The following is a 17,721-nucleotide window of genomic DNA, read 5'->3' as shown; positions in this document are numbered from 1 at the left end:
ATGACGCTGCAGCGCGAACAGCAGGAACAGGATGACCGCGGTGATGGGCACCACCCAGTGGCCCAGGTTTGGCGCGGCCACCTTCACGCCTTCCACGGCCGAAAGCACCGAAATGGCCGGCGTGATCACGCCGTCGCCATAGAACAACGAAGCGCCGAAGATGCCGATGATGGCGAGCAACCAGCGCTGTCTCGGCTGGCCACCCACGCTGCGCAGGGCCAAGGCGAGCAGGGCCATGATGCCGCCCTCGCCCTTGTTGTCGGCGCGCATGATGAAGACGACGTACTTCAGCGACACCACGATGATCTGCGCCCAGAAGATGAGCGACAGCACGCCGTAGATGCTTTCGGGTGTCGGCTTCATGCCGTCGTGGCTGAGCGTGGTCTGCAGCGTATACAACGGGCTGGTACCGATGTCGCCGTAGACCACGCCGATGGCGCCGAGCGCCAGCGCGGCGAGGCGTCGCTTGGCGTCAGCGTCAGTCAGGCCGTGGGTGGAATCCGGGGTCACGTGTCAGTTCCCTAGTGCGGCGCGCAGCGCCTTGCGGATGATCGATTCGGCGGTGTCGCCTTCGGCAGCCACCTTCTGCACCAGGCGGGTGACTTCCGCCGGCTTGTAACCCAACTGCTGCAACGCAACCGTCGCTTCACCGGCGGGATCGAGCGGCGCGCCGTTGGTGGCGGCGCTCGTGCCGGGCAGCGCGACGGCCAGGCCATCCACGCGATCGCGCAGTTCGACCACCATGCGTTCGGCCGTCTTCTTGCCGATGCCCGGGATCTTGGTCAGCGCGACCACGTCGCCGGCCTGTACGAGGCGGGCGAAATCGTTGGTGGACACTCCCGACAGCACGGCCAGCGCGATCTTCGCGCCGATGCCGCTCACTTTCTGCAGGTTGCGGAACAGCGCGCGCTCGGCCTCATGCATGAAGCCATACAGCGCGACGCTGTCTTCCTTCACCGCGTAATGCGTCAGGAGGGTGACTTCCTTGCCGGTCTGGGGCAGGTCGTAGATCGTCGACATCGGCGCCTCGAGCTCATAGCCCACGCCGCCCACCTCGACCAGCAGCCACGGCGGCTGCTTGGACACCAGGATGCCGCGAAGGCGACCGATCATCGACGCCTCCACGCGGTGCGAGGGATACCGACGCGCTGCAGGCTGGCGCGCGTATGCGCGTGCGTCACGGCGATGGCGAGCGCATCCGCCGCGTCGGCCTGCAACGGCCCCTTGAGTCCGAGCAGGACACCGATCATGTGCTGTACCTGGGTCTTGTCGCCTCGGCCACTGCCGACCACGGCCTGTTTGACTTCTGTCGCTGCGTACTCGTGCACCGCGATCCCCTGACTGACGACCGCGCAGATCGCGGCTCCCCTCGCCTGCCCCAGTTTCAGTGCCGAATCGGCATTGCGCGCCATGAATACGCGTTCCACGCCGCACTCGTCCGGTCGATGGGCGGCGATGATGGCACACAGCTCGTCAAATATGCGTTTCAGGCGCAGGGGAAACGAAGCCTCGCCAGCCACCGCCAGCGCGCCATGGAAAACATGGGACAGCTTGCCGCTGGCGTCGACATCGATGATGCCGACACCGGTGCGCTGGCTGCCCGGGTCGATGCCGATGATGCGTGTCATATGCGTGGCGTCGCCGGGCATGGCGAACGGCAGGACGGCTTAGCTCGCCGCCTCGGCGGGCAGCAGCGCGTTATGCGAAACATCGCTGACGTCGTCGAGGCCATCGAGTTTCTCGAGCAGGTCGAGCAGCGGTTCCAGCGCGTCCTCGGGCACCGGCACGCGATTGTTCGGGCGCATGCCGACGCCGGCGTGCTGCGCGTTGAGGCCGGCAGCGGTCAGCGCCTGCTGCACGGCTTCGAAGTTTTCCGGCGCGCACAGCACGGTGCTTTCGCCGTTCTCGTTGACCACGTCGTCGGCGCCGGCTTCGAGCGCGGCTTCCAGCACCTTCTCCTCGGCGGCCTCATCGCCGCCGGTGGCGAACACGAGCTCACCCAGGCGCGAGAACTGGAACGCCACCGAACCGGAGGTGCCCAGGTTGCCGCCGTGCTTGGTCAGCGCGTGCCGCACATCGGCCACGGTACGGGTCGGGTTGTCGGTGAAGCAGTCGATGATCAACGCGACGCCACCCGGGCCGTAGCCTTCGTAGCGCAACTCTTCCATCGACGCGCCGCCGTCGGCGCCGGAGCCGCGCTTGATCGCCCGCTCGATGGTGTCCTTGGGCATGTTGGCCGACAGTGCCTTGTCCACCGCCGAGCGCAGGCGCGGGTTGAGCGAAGGGTCGGGCACACCGGCACGCGTGGCGACGGTGATTTCGCGGATCAGCTTGGTGAACACCTTGGCGCGCTTGGCGTCTTCGGCGTTCTTGCGACCTTCGATGGACGGGCCTCTACCCATGGCACTTCCTGCAGTCTGGCTTAACGGACAAGACGCGAATTGTATCGCCTTGGGGCGGGAGGCTAGCAAGCCGCCGGATCAACCGCCGGCACCGGCCCCTGTGGCGGGGTGGGCGAAATGGCCGGTATGCAGGAACTGCGTGACCTGCCGCGCGGCTTCGGGCACGAACAGCAAGCCGGTGTGGTTGGACTCCACCACGCAATGGTCGGCAATGCCCGGCAGGCGCGTCTCAGCCACCGTCACACAGCCATCGTTGTCGCCGTCGAACTGGCCGATCATGGCGCCCAGGCCGAGCGAGACCCGGCCGGCGACCACGCCGACGTCGCGCGGGCCCGTCCACCGCTCGAAGCCGTGTTCGAGCAGTTCGCGATTGTGGCCCAGCAGCACTTCGCCGCCCTTGCCCATGCCGGCGAAACGGCGGGCCGCGGCGCTGCCTTTCAGGGGGGAACCCAGGCAGACGATACGACCCGGCGGCAATGGCGCGCCTTCGGCGCAGGTTCGCAGCGCGAGCAGGCCGCCCAGGCTATGGCCGACCAGATGCACGGTATGGCCGTCCTCGGCCAGCTCGCGCATGCGCGCCTGCAGGCGACCCAGGATGCGCTCCTGCGTGGTCGCGACGCTCATGTAGTCGAACCGATGCACGCGAAAGCCCGCCTCCATCATCCGACGGTGCAGCATGAGCAGCGCGAAACCGCGCATCCACAGGCCATGCAGGAGAATGACGTGATCGGTCATGGTGCGGGACGACGGCCTTCAATGACGGGACGGGCGACCGGTCCCAAAGGCCCAGTCGTATCGACGGAGTCCATTGTGCATAAAAAGTTGCAGCGGACCGCGCCGCAGTACCCGATCCCGACGGTTCCCGTCATTCCGGCGCGGGCCGGAATCCAGTGCCGGCTGCGCCGGGTTTTGCGCGAGCCGCAAAAGCGCCTGCATCGACGCGAAAACCAGGCCCACGACCACTGGATTCCGGCCTGCGCCGGAATGACGGGCAGGAAAGCGGTCAGGCCGGCTTAGCTTCCGCCGCCACGCGCACGTGCAGTTCCTTCAGCTGCGCATCGGCCACCGGCGACGGTGCGTCGGTCATCAGGTCCTGCGCGCTGGTGGTCTTGGGGAAAGCGATCACGTCGCGGATCGATTCGGTGCCCGCCATCAGCGCCGCGATGCGATCGATGCCGAACGCCAGGCCACCATGCGGCGGCGCGCCGAACTTCAGCGCCTTGAGCAGGAAGCCGAACTTCGCCTCGGCCTCTTCCGGGCCGATGCCAAGCAGGTCGAACACCGTGCTCTGCATCTCCGGGCGATGGATACGGATGGAACCGCCGCCGATCTCGTTGCCGTTGAGCACCATGTCGTAGCCGCGGCTTACCGCGATGGCCGCATTCGCGCGCAGGTCGGCGACGTCGTCGACTTTGGGCGCGGTGAACGGGTGATGCAGGGCAACGAAGCGCTTTTCCTCGTCGTCGTACTCGAACATCGGGAAGTCGGTGACCCACAGCGGCTTCCAGCTGTTTTCCACCAGGCCGCGGTCCTTGCCGACCTTCAGGCGCAGCGCCCCCATGAAGTCGGTGACGGCCTTCCAGCTGCCCGCGCCGAAGAACACCATGTCGCCGCTCTGCGCCCCGGTGAGCTTGAGCACGCCCTGGAGAGCCGCGTCATCGAGGAACTTCGCGACCGGCGAGTTGATGCCCTCGCGGCCCTTGGCAAGATCATCCACGCGCAGCCAGGCCAGGCCCTTGGCGCCGTACTTGGCGACGTATTCGGTGAGCTGGTCGATTTCCTTGCGGGTGAAGGTGGCGCCGCCCGGCACGCGCAGCGCGGCCACGCGGCCGTTCGCGTCGTTGGCCGGCTCGGCGAACACCTTGAATTCCACGTGCTTCACCGCATCGGCGATGTCGACGAGCTCCAGCGCGATGCGCAGGTCCGGCTTGTCCGAGCCGAAGCGACGCATCGCCTCGGCCCAGGTCATGCGCGGGAACGTGGCGTCGAGCTCCACGTTCTGCACTTCCTTGAACACGTGGCGGATCAGTTCCTCCACGAAATCCTGCACGTCCTTCTCTTCGACGAAGGCGAACTCAAGGTCGAGCTGGGTGAATTCCGGCTGGCGATCGGCGCGCAGGTCTTCGTCGCGGAAGCAGCGGGCGATCTGATAGTAGCGGTCGAAACCGGCCATCATCAGGATCTGCTTGAACAGCTGCGGTGACTGCGGCAGCGCGTAGAACTGGCCCGGATGCACGCGGCTGGGCACCAGGTAGTCGCGCGCGCCTTCCGGCGTGGCCTTGGTGAGGATCGGCGTTTCGATGTCCTGGAAGCCGCGCGCATCGAGGTAACGGCGCAGCGCCTGCACCAGCTTGATGCGCGTGCGCATCATCTTCTGCATTTCCGGGCGACGCAGGTCGAGGTAGCGGTAGGTCATCCGCATGTCCTCGTTGGGATTCTCGTGCAGCGCGAACGGCAGGTCCTTCGCGGCGTTGAGGATCTCCACGTTGTCGGCCAGCAGTTCCACCGTGCCGGTGCGCAGCTTGTCGTTCACCGACAGGCGCTTGCGGATGGTGCCGGTGACGCGCAGGCAGTACTCGTTGCCGATCTCGCCGGCCACGGCGAAGGCGGCGGCGTTCTCGCGTTCGATCACCACCTGGGCGATGCCCTCGTGGTCGCGCAGGTCGACGAAAGCCACGTGGCTCTGCAGGCGCAGGGTGTTGACCCAGCCACAAAGGGTGACGGTCTGGCCGACCAGTGCCTCATCGATGAGGCCGCAGTAATGCGTGCGCATGCGCTTGGAACTCCGGGCCGCGAGGCGGCGTGATGCGTGGACAAGAGGACCCGGAATGTTAACACCGGCGCGTCCGATGGCGGACGCGTGCGTGGCGTTTCAAGCCACGCACGGCGCCCGAAAGGCCGGTTTACCAGCGGCGATCGACCGAAAACAGGCCGCGGCAGCCCCGGTTGACCCAGACGCCGGCACGGTTCCAGCCCCAGCTGTAACCCTCCTCGCAGGGCGTGCCCGACATCTGGCGCAGCAGCCGCACGCGCCCATGGCCGCCCACGTCCACCTGGCAGAACTGGTAGCGCTTGTCGTTGCTCTCGCAGGAGAAACGGATCTCGCGGTCCCAATCGGGACCCGGTCGCCAGCCACCATTGTCCGGCGGCGGGTAGTAGCCGCCACCCGGGGGTCGATAACCGCCGCCCCGGCCCATTTCGACGAACTGGCCACGGCAGCCGCGATCGACCCACAGGCCGCCGCGATCGACGCCCCAGGTCTGGCCGCGGGTGCAGGGGCTGTTGGATTCCTGCCGGATCAGTTCCGCGTCACGCCAGGGCACCTGGCAGCGATTGAACCGGCCGTCGTCGCTGCCGCAGCGGACGACATCGCGTCCCTGCGCATGCGCGGCCGGCGCAGCCGTTCCCAAGAGGCCGATGGCGAGGCCGGCGATGATGCCCATCAAGCCCGTACGTATGCGAAACATGGATTCCCACTCCTGCGGTGACGTGGCGTCACGCTAGCGGGCGGATCATCAACCAAGATTGAACATCTTGCGATGGTTTCGCAGGAATCTGCACGCCGGCTACGCGGCGTTCAGACAAGGGCCTCAGTCGCTGGACGAGCTGGACGAACTGGGCGCGGGAGCCGGCGCCGGTGCCGATGCGGGCGCGCCGCTGTCACCGGCGAGGTTGCGCTTCTTGTCGCCGTCCTTCTTGAAGTCGGTCTCGTACCAGCCGCTGCCGGCGAGGCGAAAACCAGGCGCGCTGACGCGGCGCTTCACTTCGGCGACATCGCAGGCCGGGCAGACCGCCGGATCGGGGTCGGACATTTTCTGCAGGCGGTCAAAACGATGGCCACAGCTGCTGCATTCGAATTCGTAGATAGGCATGGAAACTCCGCAATCCGGCCAGCGTGTCTGCGCAACCCGTCGGGTTGCGCGCCGGCAGTCCACCATTATCGAGCCACGGGGCCCAAATTCAATGCGGCCAGCTCAGGCCGGCAGCGCGACCGCCACCAGCACGGCCGCCTCGACCAGCTCGGTCAGCGCCCCGCAGGTGTCACCGGTCATGCCACCCAACCGGCGCATGCAGGCCACCCGCCAGAGGGTGAAGATGGCCATGGCCGCCAGCAACGCCCGCATCCCCGGCCACCCGGCAAAGAGGCAGAGCACCAGGGCGAAGCCAAGGCCCGCAAGGCATCCCGGGCGCGATGCATCCACCAGGCCGCTGCCCAGCCCCCCGCGGCGCACATAAGGGGTGGACAGGAACGCCGCGGCAAGCACGGCACGTCCGAGCAGCGGCGCCAGCCACAGCGCGCTGCCGGGATGCGGCAGGCTCGCCAGCCCGGCGAATTTCAGCAACAGCACGAGCACCACCGCCGTCACGCCCATGGGCCCACTGCGCGGATCCTTCATGATGGCCAGCGTGCGCTCGCGGTCACCCATGCCGCCCACCCAGGCATCTGCGCTGTCGGCAAGCCCATCCAGGTGAAGACCGCCGGTAAGCACCACCCACGCCAACAACAGCAACGCGGATGCCAGCAAGGGCGGTGCAGCGGCCAACACCCAGCCAAGGCCCCACAGCAATACGCCGATCAGCCCGCCCACCACCGGATACCAGGCGAGCTGCGTCGCTGGCGTATTCGCGCCATCGAAGACGCGCGCCGGCACCGGCAGGCGGGTGAGAAAACCGATCGCGGCGAGCAAGGCGCGCATGGGGAGATCCCTAGGTTGCCGACAAAGACGCCCATTCGAGCGTATGCAGCGACGCATGCGGCACGTCGATACCGGCCATGTCGGCGAAGTCCCGCCCTTCCACTTCGCAGCGCAGCAGGCGGATCGCACCGCCATGGGTCACCACCAGCACGCGCTGCGATACCGCCTCGACCGCGACATCGTCCAACGCGGCGCACAGTCGTTGCCGGAAAGCGGCGAACGGCTCGGCCCCCGGCGGCGGGTTCGAGACGGGATCAGCCCAGAAGCGGGCAAGCGCATCGCCCTGGTCCTTCGCCAAGGCCTCGATGGGAACACCCTGCCAATCGCCAAAGTGATATTCGGCCAGGCGCGGATCCACCCGCACCGGTACATGGCGCGCCGAGGCGAGATCGCTGGCGAACGCGGAGCAGCGCCGCAGCGGCGACGTCACGATGGCATCCCATACGCGTCCGAAGATCGCCGCGCGCAACTGCGTCCAGCCGAGCGGGCTCAGCGCGTCATCCAGTTGGCCACGATAACTGCGCTCGCCGGTGTCCCCGTGGCGCAACAGATCGATACCCGGTTGCTTGACGATCATGCGGCGCTCACTCCCGCCTGGGCGAACGTCGCCATGCGCGCATGCAGTTCGCAGGCGAGCCGCATCAACGGCACGGCCGCCGCCGCGCCGCTGGCCTCGCCCAGGCGCAGGCCGAGATCAAGCAGCGGATCGGCTTCCAGGGCGGCGAGCAGGCGCGCATGTCCGCGCTCGCGCGAACGGTGCGCGAAGAACATCCACTCGCGGCAGCCCGGATTGATGCGCACGGCAGCCAACGCCGCCACCGTGGTGATGAAGCCGTCGACCAGCACGGGCATGCCCTGCTGCGCGGCCGCGAGGTATGCGCCGCACAAGGCGGCGATCTCGAAGCCACCCACGCGCGCCAGCCAGGCGAGCGCGTCGTCATCGACCGGGTATTGCGCGAGCGCGCGTTCAATCACCATGGCCTTGTGCTGCACGCCTGCCGCATCGAGGCCGGTGCCGGCACCGGCCAATGCCGAAGGCGACTCGTCCAGCAGCGCGCACGCCAATGCCGCGGCCGACGTGGTGTTGGCAATGCCCATTTCGCCGCCGATGAAAAGCTTGGCGCCCGCTGCCTGCGCGGCCGCCACGCTCTCGGCGCCGGCCAGCAGCGCACGCTCCAGCTGCACGGCACTCATCGCCGGCCGCTCGCAGAAGTTGTTCGTCTGCGGGGCAATGATGACGCGCCGTACCCCGGGCAGTTCGCCGGGGTCGTTCACCGTGCCCAGGTTCACCACTTCAAGCATCGCGCCGAGCGAGCGCGCCAGCACACTGATGGCTGCGCCGCCGTTGGCGAAGTTGCGCACCATCTCGCCCGTGACGACCTGCGGGAATGCCGACACGCCCTCCGCCGCCACGCCGTGGTCGCCGGCGAAAACGGTAATCCATACCTGCTGCATCGACGGCAGCGTCGCGTGCTGCAGGCCGGCCAGGCGAATGGCCAATGTTTCCAAGGTACCGAGCGAACCCGGTGGCTTGGTCAGTTGCGATTGGTGCTCGCGAGCGCGTGCCCTGCTCTCTTCGTCGATGGCAAAACACGGTTCAACCAGCCAGTCATGGCTCATGCAAGGCTTCCTTTGAGAGCGAGCGGCAACCCCGCCGCGACGAACAACACGGTTTCACACTGGCCGGCGAGCGCCTGGTGCAAACGGCCCGCCTCGTCCACGAAGCGACGCGTCAGCTCACCGAGCGGCACCACGCCCAGGCCCACTTCATTGCTGACCAGCAGCACCTGGCCTGTCAGCGATGGCATCACCTCGAGCAGCGCCTTGCGCTCGCGATCGAATCGCGACGCATCCTCGTCGCCGAGCAGGTTGCTCAACCATAGCGTGAGGCAATCCACCAGCACGCAACGCCCGGGTCGCGCGTGCGCCCTGAGCGCGGCCGCCAAGGCCAGCGGCTCCTCGACGCTCTGCCATGTCGCGGGGCGACGCGAGCGATGGTGCGCGATCCGCGCGGCCATCTCGGCATCGCGGGCCTGCCCGGTGGCGATGTAGACGACATCGTGGCCAGACGCCATCGCGAGTCGTTCGGCCAGCGCGCTCTTGCCCGAGCGGGCGCCACCAAGGATCAGCGTTCGCATGCGTGCACTCCAGGCATGGCGAGAAGATGCGACAGCATCGCCGTATCAAGATGCGCTTCCACGGCATCGGCGAGGCGATCGATGGCCGCTTCGCGCTGCGCGCGCACGTCGAGCGGAACGGCCTCGTGCAGGCCTGCCCATGCAAGCAACGCCGCGAGCGCCGCGGGATGATCGAACAGCCCGTGCACATAACTGCCGAGCAATTGGCCATCCGCGGACAGGGCGCCGTCGAGGCGTCCACCATCAAGCAGGCTCGATGCATGCTTCAACGCGGGTCCCTCGCTCACGCCGCAGTGGATCTCGTAGCCCGTCACCTGCGCACCTCCCACAAGCAGCATCCCTTCCACGCGGCGCAACGCTTTGTGCGCGTCGAGCGTGGTCTCCATGTCCAGCCAGCCCAGTCCTTCGTTCGACCCTGGTTCGCCCTCGATGCCATGGGGATCATGCACGAATCGCCCCAGCATCTGAAAACCCCCGCAGATGCCGATCACCTTGCCGCCGTAGCGCAGATGGCGGGTAATGCCGTCGGCCCATCCCTGCGCCCGCAGCCATGCCAAGTCGGCACGCGTGGATTTGGAGCCGGGCAGCACGATCAGATCGCACGCAGGCAGCGCATCGCCGGGGCCGACGAAGCGGCAGTCCACGTCAGGATGCGCTCGCAGCGCATCGAAGTCGTTGTGGTTGCTGATGCGCGGCAGGGCCGGCACGGCGACGCGCAAACGGGCCTGCGCCTTGTGCGGCACATCGCGCGGCAGGGCATCTTCCGCTTCCAGTTGCAAGCCGTGCAGGTAAGGCAGCACGCCCAGCACGGGCTTGCCGGTCTCGCGTTCCAGCCAGTCCAGCCCCGGCTGCAGCAACGCCATGTCGCCGCGGAACCGGTTGATGACGAAGCCCGCCACGCGCGCCCGTTCGCTTCCCGACAGCAGCGCGAGCGTGCCGACCAGGTGGGCGAACACGCCGCCGCGGTCGATGTCGGCAACCAGCAACACGGGACAATCCACGGCCTCGGCGTAACCCATGTTGGCGATGTCGCGATCACGCAGGTTGATCTCGGCCGGACTGCCCGCGCCTTCCACGATGATCGCCTCGTACTGCGCGGCGAGGCGGCGGTGCGAGGCGAGCACGGCATCCATCGCGACACGCTTGTAGTCGTGATAGTGCCGCGCATCCATGTTGCCGATGGCGCGACCGTGCACGATGACCTGTGCACCCACGTCGCTGTTGGGCTTGAGCAGCACGGGGTTGAAATCGGTGTGCGGCGGCAACCCCGCCGCCTGCGCCTGCACCGCCTGCGCGCGCCCGATCTCGCCGCCATCGACGGTGACGGCCGCATTGAGCGCCATGTTCTGTGGCTTGAACGGCGCCACCGGTACGCCACGACGGCGCAACCAGCGACACAACGCCGTGACCAGCGTGCTCTTGCCTGCATCGGAAGTGCAGCCCTGCACCATCAACACGCGTGCGCTCATGGCAGCTTCGCCTCCAACGCAAGCGCGCCCAGGGCGGCGTCGAGCCGGGCGAACGCGGCCTCCCCGCCGGGCAGGCCAAAACGCAGGCTGGCTGGCGTATCGAAGAGACGCGTCAGGATGCCCTGCCGCGCCAGTGCTTCATGCACGACCCCTGCGCGTTGGTCGCGCCACCACTGGAAGAACGCGCAGCCCGCCGTGGGCGCGAGGCCATGGCTTGCCAGCAACGAGGCAAGACGTTCGCTGCAGGCGTGCAGGCGCTCACGCGCCTGCACGTGCCAGGCCTGGTCGGCCAGCGCATGCCGCAGCACATGGCGGCTCGGGCCACTCACCGTCCACGGCCCCAGGCGCTCGCGCAGTGCTTCGAGCAGCACGGGTGCCGCGGCGACAAAGCCGGCGCGGGCACCGGCCAGGCCGAAGAATTTGCCGGCGGAACGCAACACCACCAGGCCTTCCACCGACGTTGCGGCGCACAGGCTTTCCGATGGCGTGGCGTCCATGAAGGCCTCGTCCACCACCAGCCATCCGCCGCGTGCCGCAAGCTGCTCATGGCAGGCAAGGAGGTCGGCGCGATCGAAGCGCTCGCCGCCGGGGTTGTTCGGATGGATCAGCACGACGACATCGAAATGATTCGCCTCCGCCAGCAGCGCATGCGCCGGCAGTTCTTCCACCTGGTGGCCCGCCTGGCGCCACGCATGCGCGTGCTCGTTGTAACCCGGCGCAATCACGCCGACGCGCGATGCGCGACGCAGGAACGGCAGCGCCTGTATGGCTGCCTGTGAACCGGCGACAGGCAACACGCGCGGCGCACCGTAGTAGGTACAGGCTATTTCGACGAGACCATCGTCGTCCTCGGGCAGGCGCATCCATGCCGAAGGAGGGATCGCCGGCACCGGCCACGCGAACGGGCTGACGCCGGTCGACAGATCGAGCCAGGCTTCGGCCGGAACGCCATAACGGTATGCGGCACGCAACAGGCGACCACCGTGCTCAAGCATGCAGGCCTCCCGGCCACAGCCAGCCGAGTGCAAGAACGCCCAGCAGCCAGAGCACCACGGCACGCCGCACCAGGCGCAGGGCACGCACGATGGTGTCGGCACCCGGCGGATTGCCCTCGCCCAGGTCAGGACGAGACTCCCACACGCCGTCATAAGGCGCTGCGCCGCCCAGTTGCACACCCAACGCGCCCGCGCCGGCGGCCATGACCACACCGGCATTGGGGCTGTCCCAGGCGGCGGCCTGGGTGCGCCAGCAGCGCCAGGCGCGTTGCGCATCGCCAAGCAAACCATAACTCAGCGCCGTGAGCCGCGCCGGCAGGAAGTTGAGCACGTCGTCCGCGCGCGCGGCCATCCAGCCGAAACGCCCGTATCGCGGCGTGCGGTAACCCCACATCGCATCGAGGGTGTTGGCCAGGCGATACAACACCGCGCCCGGCGCACCCAGCAGGACAAACCAGAACAACGCACCGAACACCGCGTCGTTGCCATTCTCCAGCACCGATTCGCTCGCCGCGGCAGCCACCTGCGATGCGTCCAGCACATCGGTATCCCGACTCACCATGCGGCCGACGGTGGCACGCGCCTCGGCCAGGTGTCCATCGCGCAGCGCCTGCGCCACCGGCATGGCGTGCTCGCCAAGGCTGCGAAGGCCGATCGCGAGATAGAGCAAGACCACATCGAGCACGAAGCGTAGCCACGGCGCGGCAACAACGGCTACGAAAAGAACGGCCACGACCGGCCATACCACCGCCAGGCACCAGGCAAGCACGCCCGCGGAACGGCGATCGCCGTATGCGCACGATTCGATCCGGTGGGCCAGACGTCCAAACGCAACCAGCGGATGAAACCGCCGCGGCTCACCAAGCCATGCATCGAGCAACACGGCCGCAAGCATGGCAAGTACCAGGCTCATGGCTGGAACAAGCCGATCGCCGCGGCGGGATGCGACGGAAAGTAAGCATGCATGAAGCTGGCCGTCATGCGCTGGCGCCGATAGACGCCCTCGCGACTGGGACCGCCATCCGGGTTTGTCGCCATCACCAGCGGCGCCTGGGATATCTCCGCATGGGCGTAGTGGAAGGTGTGCCCGCGCAATGGGCCTTCTGGCAGCGCCGCGGCCTGCATGCCGAGGCCACCGAGCCTCTCCTGCATCGTGGCGTGGCCCGGCAGCAGACCGGCCATAGCGAATGTCCCGCCATTCGTGTCGCTGAGCGAGTCCAGCGCGTAGAGCATGCCGCCGCACTCGGCGAGCAACGGATGGCCGGCGTCCACATGGGCACGCAGCCCGCGCCGCAGGACGTCGTTGCGCGACAGCGCAGGCAGGTGCAATTCGGGATAGCCACCGGGCAGCCAGACGGCATCGCACTCGGGCAGGCCATCGCCCGCCAGCGGTGAAAAGAAGCGCAACTCGGCGCCGGCCTGGCGCAGGAGATCCAGGTTGGCCGGATACAGGAAACAGAACGCCGCATCGCGCGCGACCGCGATACGCCGCCCGCGCAGGTCGCCGGTTACGGAGACGGGCGATGCCGGTGGAAAGGCCACCGGCGGCGGCAACGCATCGGAAGCATGAAGCGCCCACGCATCGGCGAGCGCATCGAGCCGCGCATCGATGTCACCCAGTTCAGTGGCGGCCACCAGCCCGAGGTGTCGCTCAGGCAAGGCCATCGCCGCATCGCGCGGCAACGCGCCGAGCCAGCGCAGCTCGGCGGGCACGCTGCCGGCCAGCAGTTGCGCGTGATAGCCGCTGCCCACGCGGTTGGCCGCCACGCCGAATACTTGCAACCCCTCGCGATAACGGGACAACCCCAGCGCCAGTGCGCCAAACGTCTGTGCCATGGCGGAGCCGTCGATCACCGCCAGCACGGGCAGCCCAAGGCGCTGGGCAAGGTCGGCACTGGAAAGGCCGCCGTCGAACAGGCCCATCACCCCTTCGACCAGGATCAGGTCGGCTTCGCCGGATGCTTCGTACAAGCGCGCGCGCACGTCCTCCTCGCCGTTCATCCACAGGTCGAGCTGGTAGACCGGCGCCCTGCTCGCGCGCTCAAGCACCATCGGGTCGAGGAAATCGGGACCGGTCTTGAACACCCGCACGCGTTTGCCGTTGCGCGCATGCCAACGCGCGAGCGCGGCGGTCACCGAGGTCTTGCCCTGCCCCGAGGCCGGCGCGGACACCATGAGGGCGGAACAGTGGCGAATGGGCTGGGTCATGTCGCTAAAGCTCTATCCCCTGTGTGCCTTGATGCCCGCCTGGAACGCGTGCTTGACCACGCGCATCTCGGTGACCGTATCGGCCAGCTCGACCAATGCGTCGGGGGCACCGCGCCCCGTGATCACCACGTGCTGCCGCGCGGGACGGGCCTTGAGCGCCTCGCAGACCTGCGCGGTATCGATATAGCCCTTCACCAGCGCGATGTTGAGTTCGTCCAGCAGCACGAAATCGTAGCGTGCATCCGCCAGCATGGCGGCAGCGACCTGCCAGGCCTTGCCGGCGGTGGCGATGTCCCGTGATTTGTCCTGCGTTTCCCAGGTGTAACCCTCGCCCATCACGTGATAGTCCAACTCGTCCGGAAAGCGTCGGAAAAACGCCTCCTCGCCGGTGGAGAAACTACCCTTGATGAACTGCACGACGCCACAGTGGAAACCATGCCCAAGCGATCGCGCCAGCATGCCGAAACCCGATGAGCTCTTGCCCTTGCCGTTGCCGGTGTTGACCACCAGCACCCCGCGCTCGATGGTGGCGCGGGCGATCTTGCGATCGACCAGCGCCTTCTTGCGCTGCATGCGCTCGCGATGGCGCGCTTCGGCGGCCCGGTCGTCGCTGGGTTCCAAGGTATCGCTCATGCTCAGGCTTCCTGGTGGCGCGGCACACGGGAGTCTGCCGCAAGGCGCGCGCACACCGCGTGCACGACCAAGGCCACGGTGATGTAGCTCATCGTGGTACGCACGAACAGCGGGCCCCACTGCCACAGGCGCGAGACGTACTGCGTAACGTTCGGATCCGGATATCGTCCGCCCAGCCAATAGAACGAGCCGTTGGAGATCGCAAACGACACCGAGGCCGCCAGCAGCGCCATGCCGAATGCGCCGGCCAGCGAAAGAAACTGGCCGGTGAGCCTCGGCGCATACCAGCGCCCCGCGTACCACAGCACGCCATAGGCGAGCGGCAGGAACGCATACGCCGCCGTGACGCAGAAATCGCTCACGCCCGCATAGGTGATCGATACCCAGTCGAGCGCCACCGCCAGCAGCAGCATCGCGGCAAATGCCCAGTGGCGGCGCAGGTAGGTGCCTCCCAGGAAAAACACCGCCATCGACGCATCCGGCAAATGCACCATGTCGCCGAAATGCTTGAAGCGCGTCGCCACCATCACGAGCGCGAGCAGTCCCGCGAGCGCGGCGAAACGTGGACCGGCAGGCATTTTCATCTCTTCACTCCTCGTCAGGGAAAGGGCGGAACCGGCCATGCCAGTCCCGCGCATGGATCACGGCGCCGGCTGGTAGCGCAACGTCAGCATGGTGTTGCGTCCGGGCTGGTTGTAGTACCAGGCTGTTTCGTAGTCCTTGCCAAAGGCGTTGTTGAGGGCCAACTGCACCTTCAGGTCGCGCGTGATCGCGTAGGCCACGCGCAGGTCGGTGATGGCATAGCCGCCCAGCGGATGGCGGTTGGCAAGATCGTCATAACGGCGGCCCGCCACGTACCAGCTGCCACCCACGCTGAAATCGCCGAAGCTGCGGTCGAGATCGACGCGCGCCAACTGGCGGGCACGGCGCGGCAACAGGTTGCCGTCGTAGTCGGCCGACTTGTCGCGCGGATCCAGCCACGTGGCCGTACCTGTCACCAGCCAGCCGAGCACGTGCCCGCTGACCACGCCCTCGGCGCCACGGATGCGAGCCCTCTCCACATTGCCGGGCAGGCCGATCGACGCGTCATAGGTGATCAGGTCGCTGATATGGTTGCGGAACGCATTGAGCGACCAGTAACCCCAGCCGTAGTTGCCGCGCAGGCCCAGCTCAATGTTCTGCGACTTCTCCGGGCGAAGGTTCGCGTTGCCGTAGCCCGGGTAGTACAGCTCGTTGAACGTGGGCGCCTTGAACGCCGTGCCGTAGCTGGCGGTGAGCCGCAAGGTGTTGGTGAAATCCCAGCCCCACAGCAGGCTGCCGGTGTTCCTGCCGCCGAACTGGCTGTTGTCGTCGCGACGCACGCTCGCCTGCACCGACTGGCGGCCGAAGGTCTGCTGCCACTGCGCGAACAGGCCGCGGTTGATGCGGCTGTCCAAGGCGTACGCCGTCGTGCTGTCCACCTCGTCGCGCTGCCAATCGAAACCGCCCGTCAGCAGGCCGCCCCACGCGCCGATGTCCGCCTGCAGTGAGCCGACGTCTCGATGCGTGTCGAAGCGGTCGCTGTATACGCCATGCAGGAAATCCTTGCTGAAATCGCCACTGGTGCCGCCACTCAAGGTGATCGTCACGTCGCTGGCGGGGCGATAGTGCACGCGCCCCCCGACCACCTGCGTCGCGCTCTCGTCGGAATCGCTATAGGTGCCGTCGTACCAGTTGTGGCCTTCACTGCGAAACAGGCGCGCATCGGCGTCCCACTGCTCGCTGAAGCGATAGCCGGCCTGCAGCGTCACCGCGGTATTGCGGTAGCCGTCCTTGTCGGGCTGATCCGCAAAGCACGCGGCGCCCGCTTCGGCCGCGCCGACGCGGCATGCATTGATGCCATGCGTCTGGTCATGCGACGCCTCCAGCGAATACCAGCCATCGCCCGCGTTGCCGGCAAGACCCGCCGAAGCGGCGAGATGGCCATAGCTGCCGACGCCAAGGCTGAAGCCCGGCACGAAGGCGCCCTCCGGGCGACGGGTGAAGATCTGGATCACGCCGCCGATGGCCTCCGAGCCGTACAGGCTGGAGAACGGACCACGCACGATCTCGATGCGCTCGATCTGTTCGACGGGAATGTCCTGCAGCGCGGCGTTGCCCAGCGTGGCCGAGCCGATCTTGATGCCGTCGACCAGCACCAGCACGTGGTCGGACTCGGTGCCGCGCAGGAACACACTGGTGGCCTTGCCCGGACCGCCGTTGTTGGACAACGCCATGCCCGGCGTGCCGCGCAACAGATCGGCCAGCGACGCAGGCTGCAACCGCTCGATGTCCGTGCGATCGATCACCGTCACGGCGGAAAGCGTCTGGTCCTGTGTCTGTGACGTGCGCGTGGCCGTCACGACGACGCCACCGAGGTCCGTCGCCTCGTCGGCGAATGCCGGGGAAAGAACAGCCAGAAGCGTCGCCGCCAGGATGGGACGACGGACCAATGGAAGATGGATGGCCAAAACAATGCTCCTCAACCGCGCCTGCCCGCGCGGAACGCAAGGGAAAAAAGGCAGGCGGAGGAGTCCGTGGCCGCCGTGCAGTTGCACGACATCCATGACATGGCCCACCGCCTGTCTGGTCGTACCTTGAGGCCGGTCTCCGGGCTCACGAACCAGGACGTCATGTCCTTGGGAACGACGCCTTCCCATGCACTTGGCACAGTGGCTTTCAGTCGTTCCTGCGATCGAAGGGATCGCGGCTCGCCTACCGTTGCGGGGGCAGCTCCGGACTAGGCGCTCACGCGCCGCACCGGATTCCCGTTTCAACCACCGGCATTACGGCCGGCGGTCACCTCAGGCGGGAGGGATGGTAGCAGACGGATGGAGGACGGGCGTGATCTGCAGCAAGGCGGTGATTCGGCCGCTGGGTTTCGGCCTTTGCCTGGCGGGCGCGGTGAGGTGTGGCTGATTCTTTGCGCTGCAACCCGGTGGCTTTTGCGGCCCCGCGCATCTGCCAGTCCCCTTGTAGGAGCGCACCCTGTGCGCGACAGCCTTTCGCCTCAGTCTTGATTGCCGGTCTCACCGGCACAGTCGTTGTGCCTGGTGCCTGATCGTCTCGTTATCACGACTTGGCTCGCCTGCGGCGGGCTTCCGAGCCGCTGCCGCGGCCCGGGTTACTTTCTCTTGCTTGCCCAAGAGAAAGTAACCAAA

The 17,721-nt window shown here is 67.3% G+C and carries 19 protein-coding genes and 1 riboswitch; all 19 genes read right to left on the bottom strand.

Annotated features, from left to right (window positions below):
• Window positions 1–510: KUP/HAK/KT family potassium transporter (locus JMF82_RS19420; RefSeq protein WP_236585582.1), on the bottom strand; the 510-nt coding region annotated here is incomplete at its 3' end.
• Window positions 511–513: 3 nt separating this feature from the next.
• Window positions 514–1,113 carry a Holliday junction branch migration protein RuvA gene (ruvA, locus tag JMF82_RS19415; RefSeq protein ID WP_201316179.1) on the bottom strand — a complete coding sequence of 200 codons (600 nt, stop codon included), beginning with the start codon at window positions 1,111–1,113 and terminating at the stop codon, window positions 514–516.
• Complete coding sequence (ruvC, locus tag JMF82_RS19410) at window positions 1,110–1,628, bottom strand: crossover junction endodeoxyribonuclease RuvC (protein ID WP_111984436.1); 519 nt, start codon at window positions 1,626–1,628, stop codon at window positions 1,110–1,112. Before ruvC ends, ruvA begins: the two co-directional genes overlap by 4 nt.
• 39 nt (window positions 1,629–1,667) lie before the next feature.
• The gene (locus JMF82_RS19405; protein WP_201316178.1) at window positions 1,668–2,402 is read right to left on the bottom strand and encodes a YebC/PmpR family DNA-binding transcriptional regulator; all 735 of its coding nucleotides are present in this window, start codon (window positions 2,400–2,402) and stop codon (window positions 1,668–1,670) included.
• 78 nt (window positions 2,403–2,480) lie between these two features.
• Window positions 2,481–3,137 (bottom strand): alpha/beta fold hydrolase, encoded by a 657-nt coding sequence (locus JMF82_RS19400; RefSeq protein ID WP_201316177.1) that lies wholly within the window; start codon window positions 3,135–3,137, stop codon window positions 2,481–2,483.
• 268 nt (window positions 3,138–3,405) lie between these two features.
• Window positions 3,406–5,175 carry an aspartate--tRNA ligase gene (gene aspS / locus JMF82_RS19395; RefSeq protein ID WP_201316176.1) on the bottom strand — a complete coding sequence of 590 codons (1,770 nt, stop codon included), beginning with the start codon at window positions 5,173–5,175 and terminating at the stop codon, window positions 3,406–3,408.
• Between the two features lie 130 nt (window positions 5,176–5,305).
• Window positions 5,306–5,869: a DUF3011 domain-containing protein gene (locus tag JMF82_RS19390; protein WP_201316175.1), complete on the bottom strand. Its 564-nt coding sequence runs from the start codon at window positions 5,867–5,869 to the stop codon at window positions 5,306–5,308.
• Between the two features lie 123 nt (window positions 5,870–5,992).
• Window positions 5,993–6,274 carry a zinc ribbon domain-containing protein gene (locus tag JMF82_RS19385; RefSeq protein ID WP_201316174.1) on the bottom strand — a complete coding sequence of 94 codons (282 nt, stop codon included), beginning with the start codon at window positions 6,272–6,274 and terminating at the stop codon, window positions 5,993–5,995.
• Between the two features lie 102 nt (window positions 6,275–6,376).
• Window positions 6,377–7,099, bottom strand: coding sequence for an adenosylcobinamide-GDP ribazoletransferase (locus JMF82_RS19380; protein ID WP_201316173.1), 723 nt, complete (start codon window positions 7,097–7,099; stop codon window positions 6,377–6,379).
• A gap of 10 nt (window positions 7,100–7,109) precedes the next feature.
• Complete coding sequence (locus tag JMF82_RS19375) at window positions 7,110–7,676, bottom strand: histidine phosphatase family protein (RefSeq protein WP_201316172.1); 567 nt, start codon at window positions 7,674–7,676, stop codon at window positions 7,110–7,112.
• A complete protein-coding gene (gene cobT / locus JMF82_RS19370; protein ID WP_201316171.1) occupies window positions 7,673–8,719 on the bottom strand; it encodes a nicotinate-nucleotide--dimethylbenzimidazole phosphoribosyltransferase in 1,047 nt (348 codons plus the stop codon). Before cobT ends, JMF82_RS19375 begins: the two co-directional genes overlap by 4 nt.
• Window positions 8,716–9,237 (bottom strand): bifunctional adenosylcobinamide kinase/adenosylcobinamide-phosphate guanylyltransferase, encoded by a 522-nt coding sequence (cobU, locus tag JMF82_RS19365; protein ID WP_201316170.1) that lies wholly within the window; start codon window positions 9,235–9,237, stop codon window positions 8,716–8,718. Before cobU ends, cobT begins: the two co-directional genes overlap by 4 nt.
• Window positions 9,225–10,706, bottom strand: a complete 1,482-nt coding sequence (locus JMF82_RS19360) for a cobyric acid synthase (RefSeq protein WP_201316169.1) — start codon at window positions 10,704–10,706, stop codon at window positions 9,225–9,227. Before JMF82_RS19360 ends, cobU begins: the two co-directional genes overlap by 13 nt.
• Window positions 10,703–11,701, bottom strand: coding sequence for a threonine-phosphate decarboxylase CobD (gene cobD / locus JMF82_RS19355; protein WP_201316168.1), 999 nt, complete (start codon window positions 11,699–11,701; stop codon window positions 10,703–10,705). Before cobD ends, JMF82_RS19360 begins: the two co-directional genes overlap by 4 nt.
• Window positions 11,694–12,614 (bottom strand): adenosylcobinamide-phosphate synthase CbiB, encoded by a 921-nt coding sequence (gene cbiB, locus JMF82_RS19350; protein WP_201316167.1) that lies wholly within the window; start codon window positions 12,612–12,614, stop codon window positions 11,694–11,696. Before cbiB ends, cobD begins: the two co-directional genes overlap by 8 nt.
• The gene (locus JMF82_RS19345; protein ID WP_201316166.1) at window positions 12,611–13,909 is read right to left on the bottom strand and encodes a cobyrinate a,c-diamide synthase; all 1,299 of its coding nucleotides are present in this window, start codon (window positions 13,907–13,909) and stop codon (window positions 12,611–12,613) included. The genes cbiB and JMF82_RS19345 overlap by 4 nt, the downstream gene beginning before the upstream one ends.
• A gap of 12 nt (window positions 13,910–13,921) precedes the next feature.
• Window positions 13,922–14,542, bottom strand: a complete 621-nt coding sequence (cobO, locus tag JMF82_RS19340) for a cob(I)yrinic acid a,c-diamide adenosyltransferase (RefSeq protein WP_201316165.1) — start codon at window positions 14,540–14,542, stop codon at window positions 13,922–13,924.
• Window positions 14,543–14,544: 2 nt separating this feature from the next.
• Window positions 14,545–15,120: a hypothetical protein gene (locus JMF82_RS19335; RefSeq protein WP_236585583.1), complete on the bottom strand. Its 576-nt coding sequence runs from the start codon at window positions 15,118–15,120 to the stop codon at window positions 14,545–14,547.
• Window positions 15,121–15,183: 63 nt separating this feature from the next.
• On the bottom strand, window positions 15,184–17,031 hold the full coding sequence (gene btuB, locus JMF82_RS19330) for a TonB-dependent vitamin B12 receptor (protein ID WP_236585581.1): 1,848 nt from the start codon (window positions 17,029–17,031) through the stop codon (window positions 15,184–15,186).
• Between the two features lie 112 nt (window positions 17,032–17,143).
• A riboswitch (cobalamin riboswitch) is annotated at window positions 17,144–17,382 on the bottom strand.
• Window positions 17,383–17,721: the final 339 nt, after the last annotated feature.

The sequence above is a fragment of the Dyella sp. EPa41 genome (genome assembly GCF_016586165.1).
Lineage (GTDB): Bacteria > Pseudomonadota > Gammaproteobacteria > Xanthomonadales > Rhodanobacteraceae > Dyella.
This window is presented reverse-complemented; position numbering and strand designations above follow the sequence as displayed.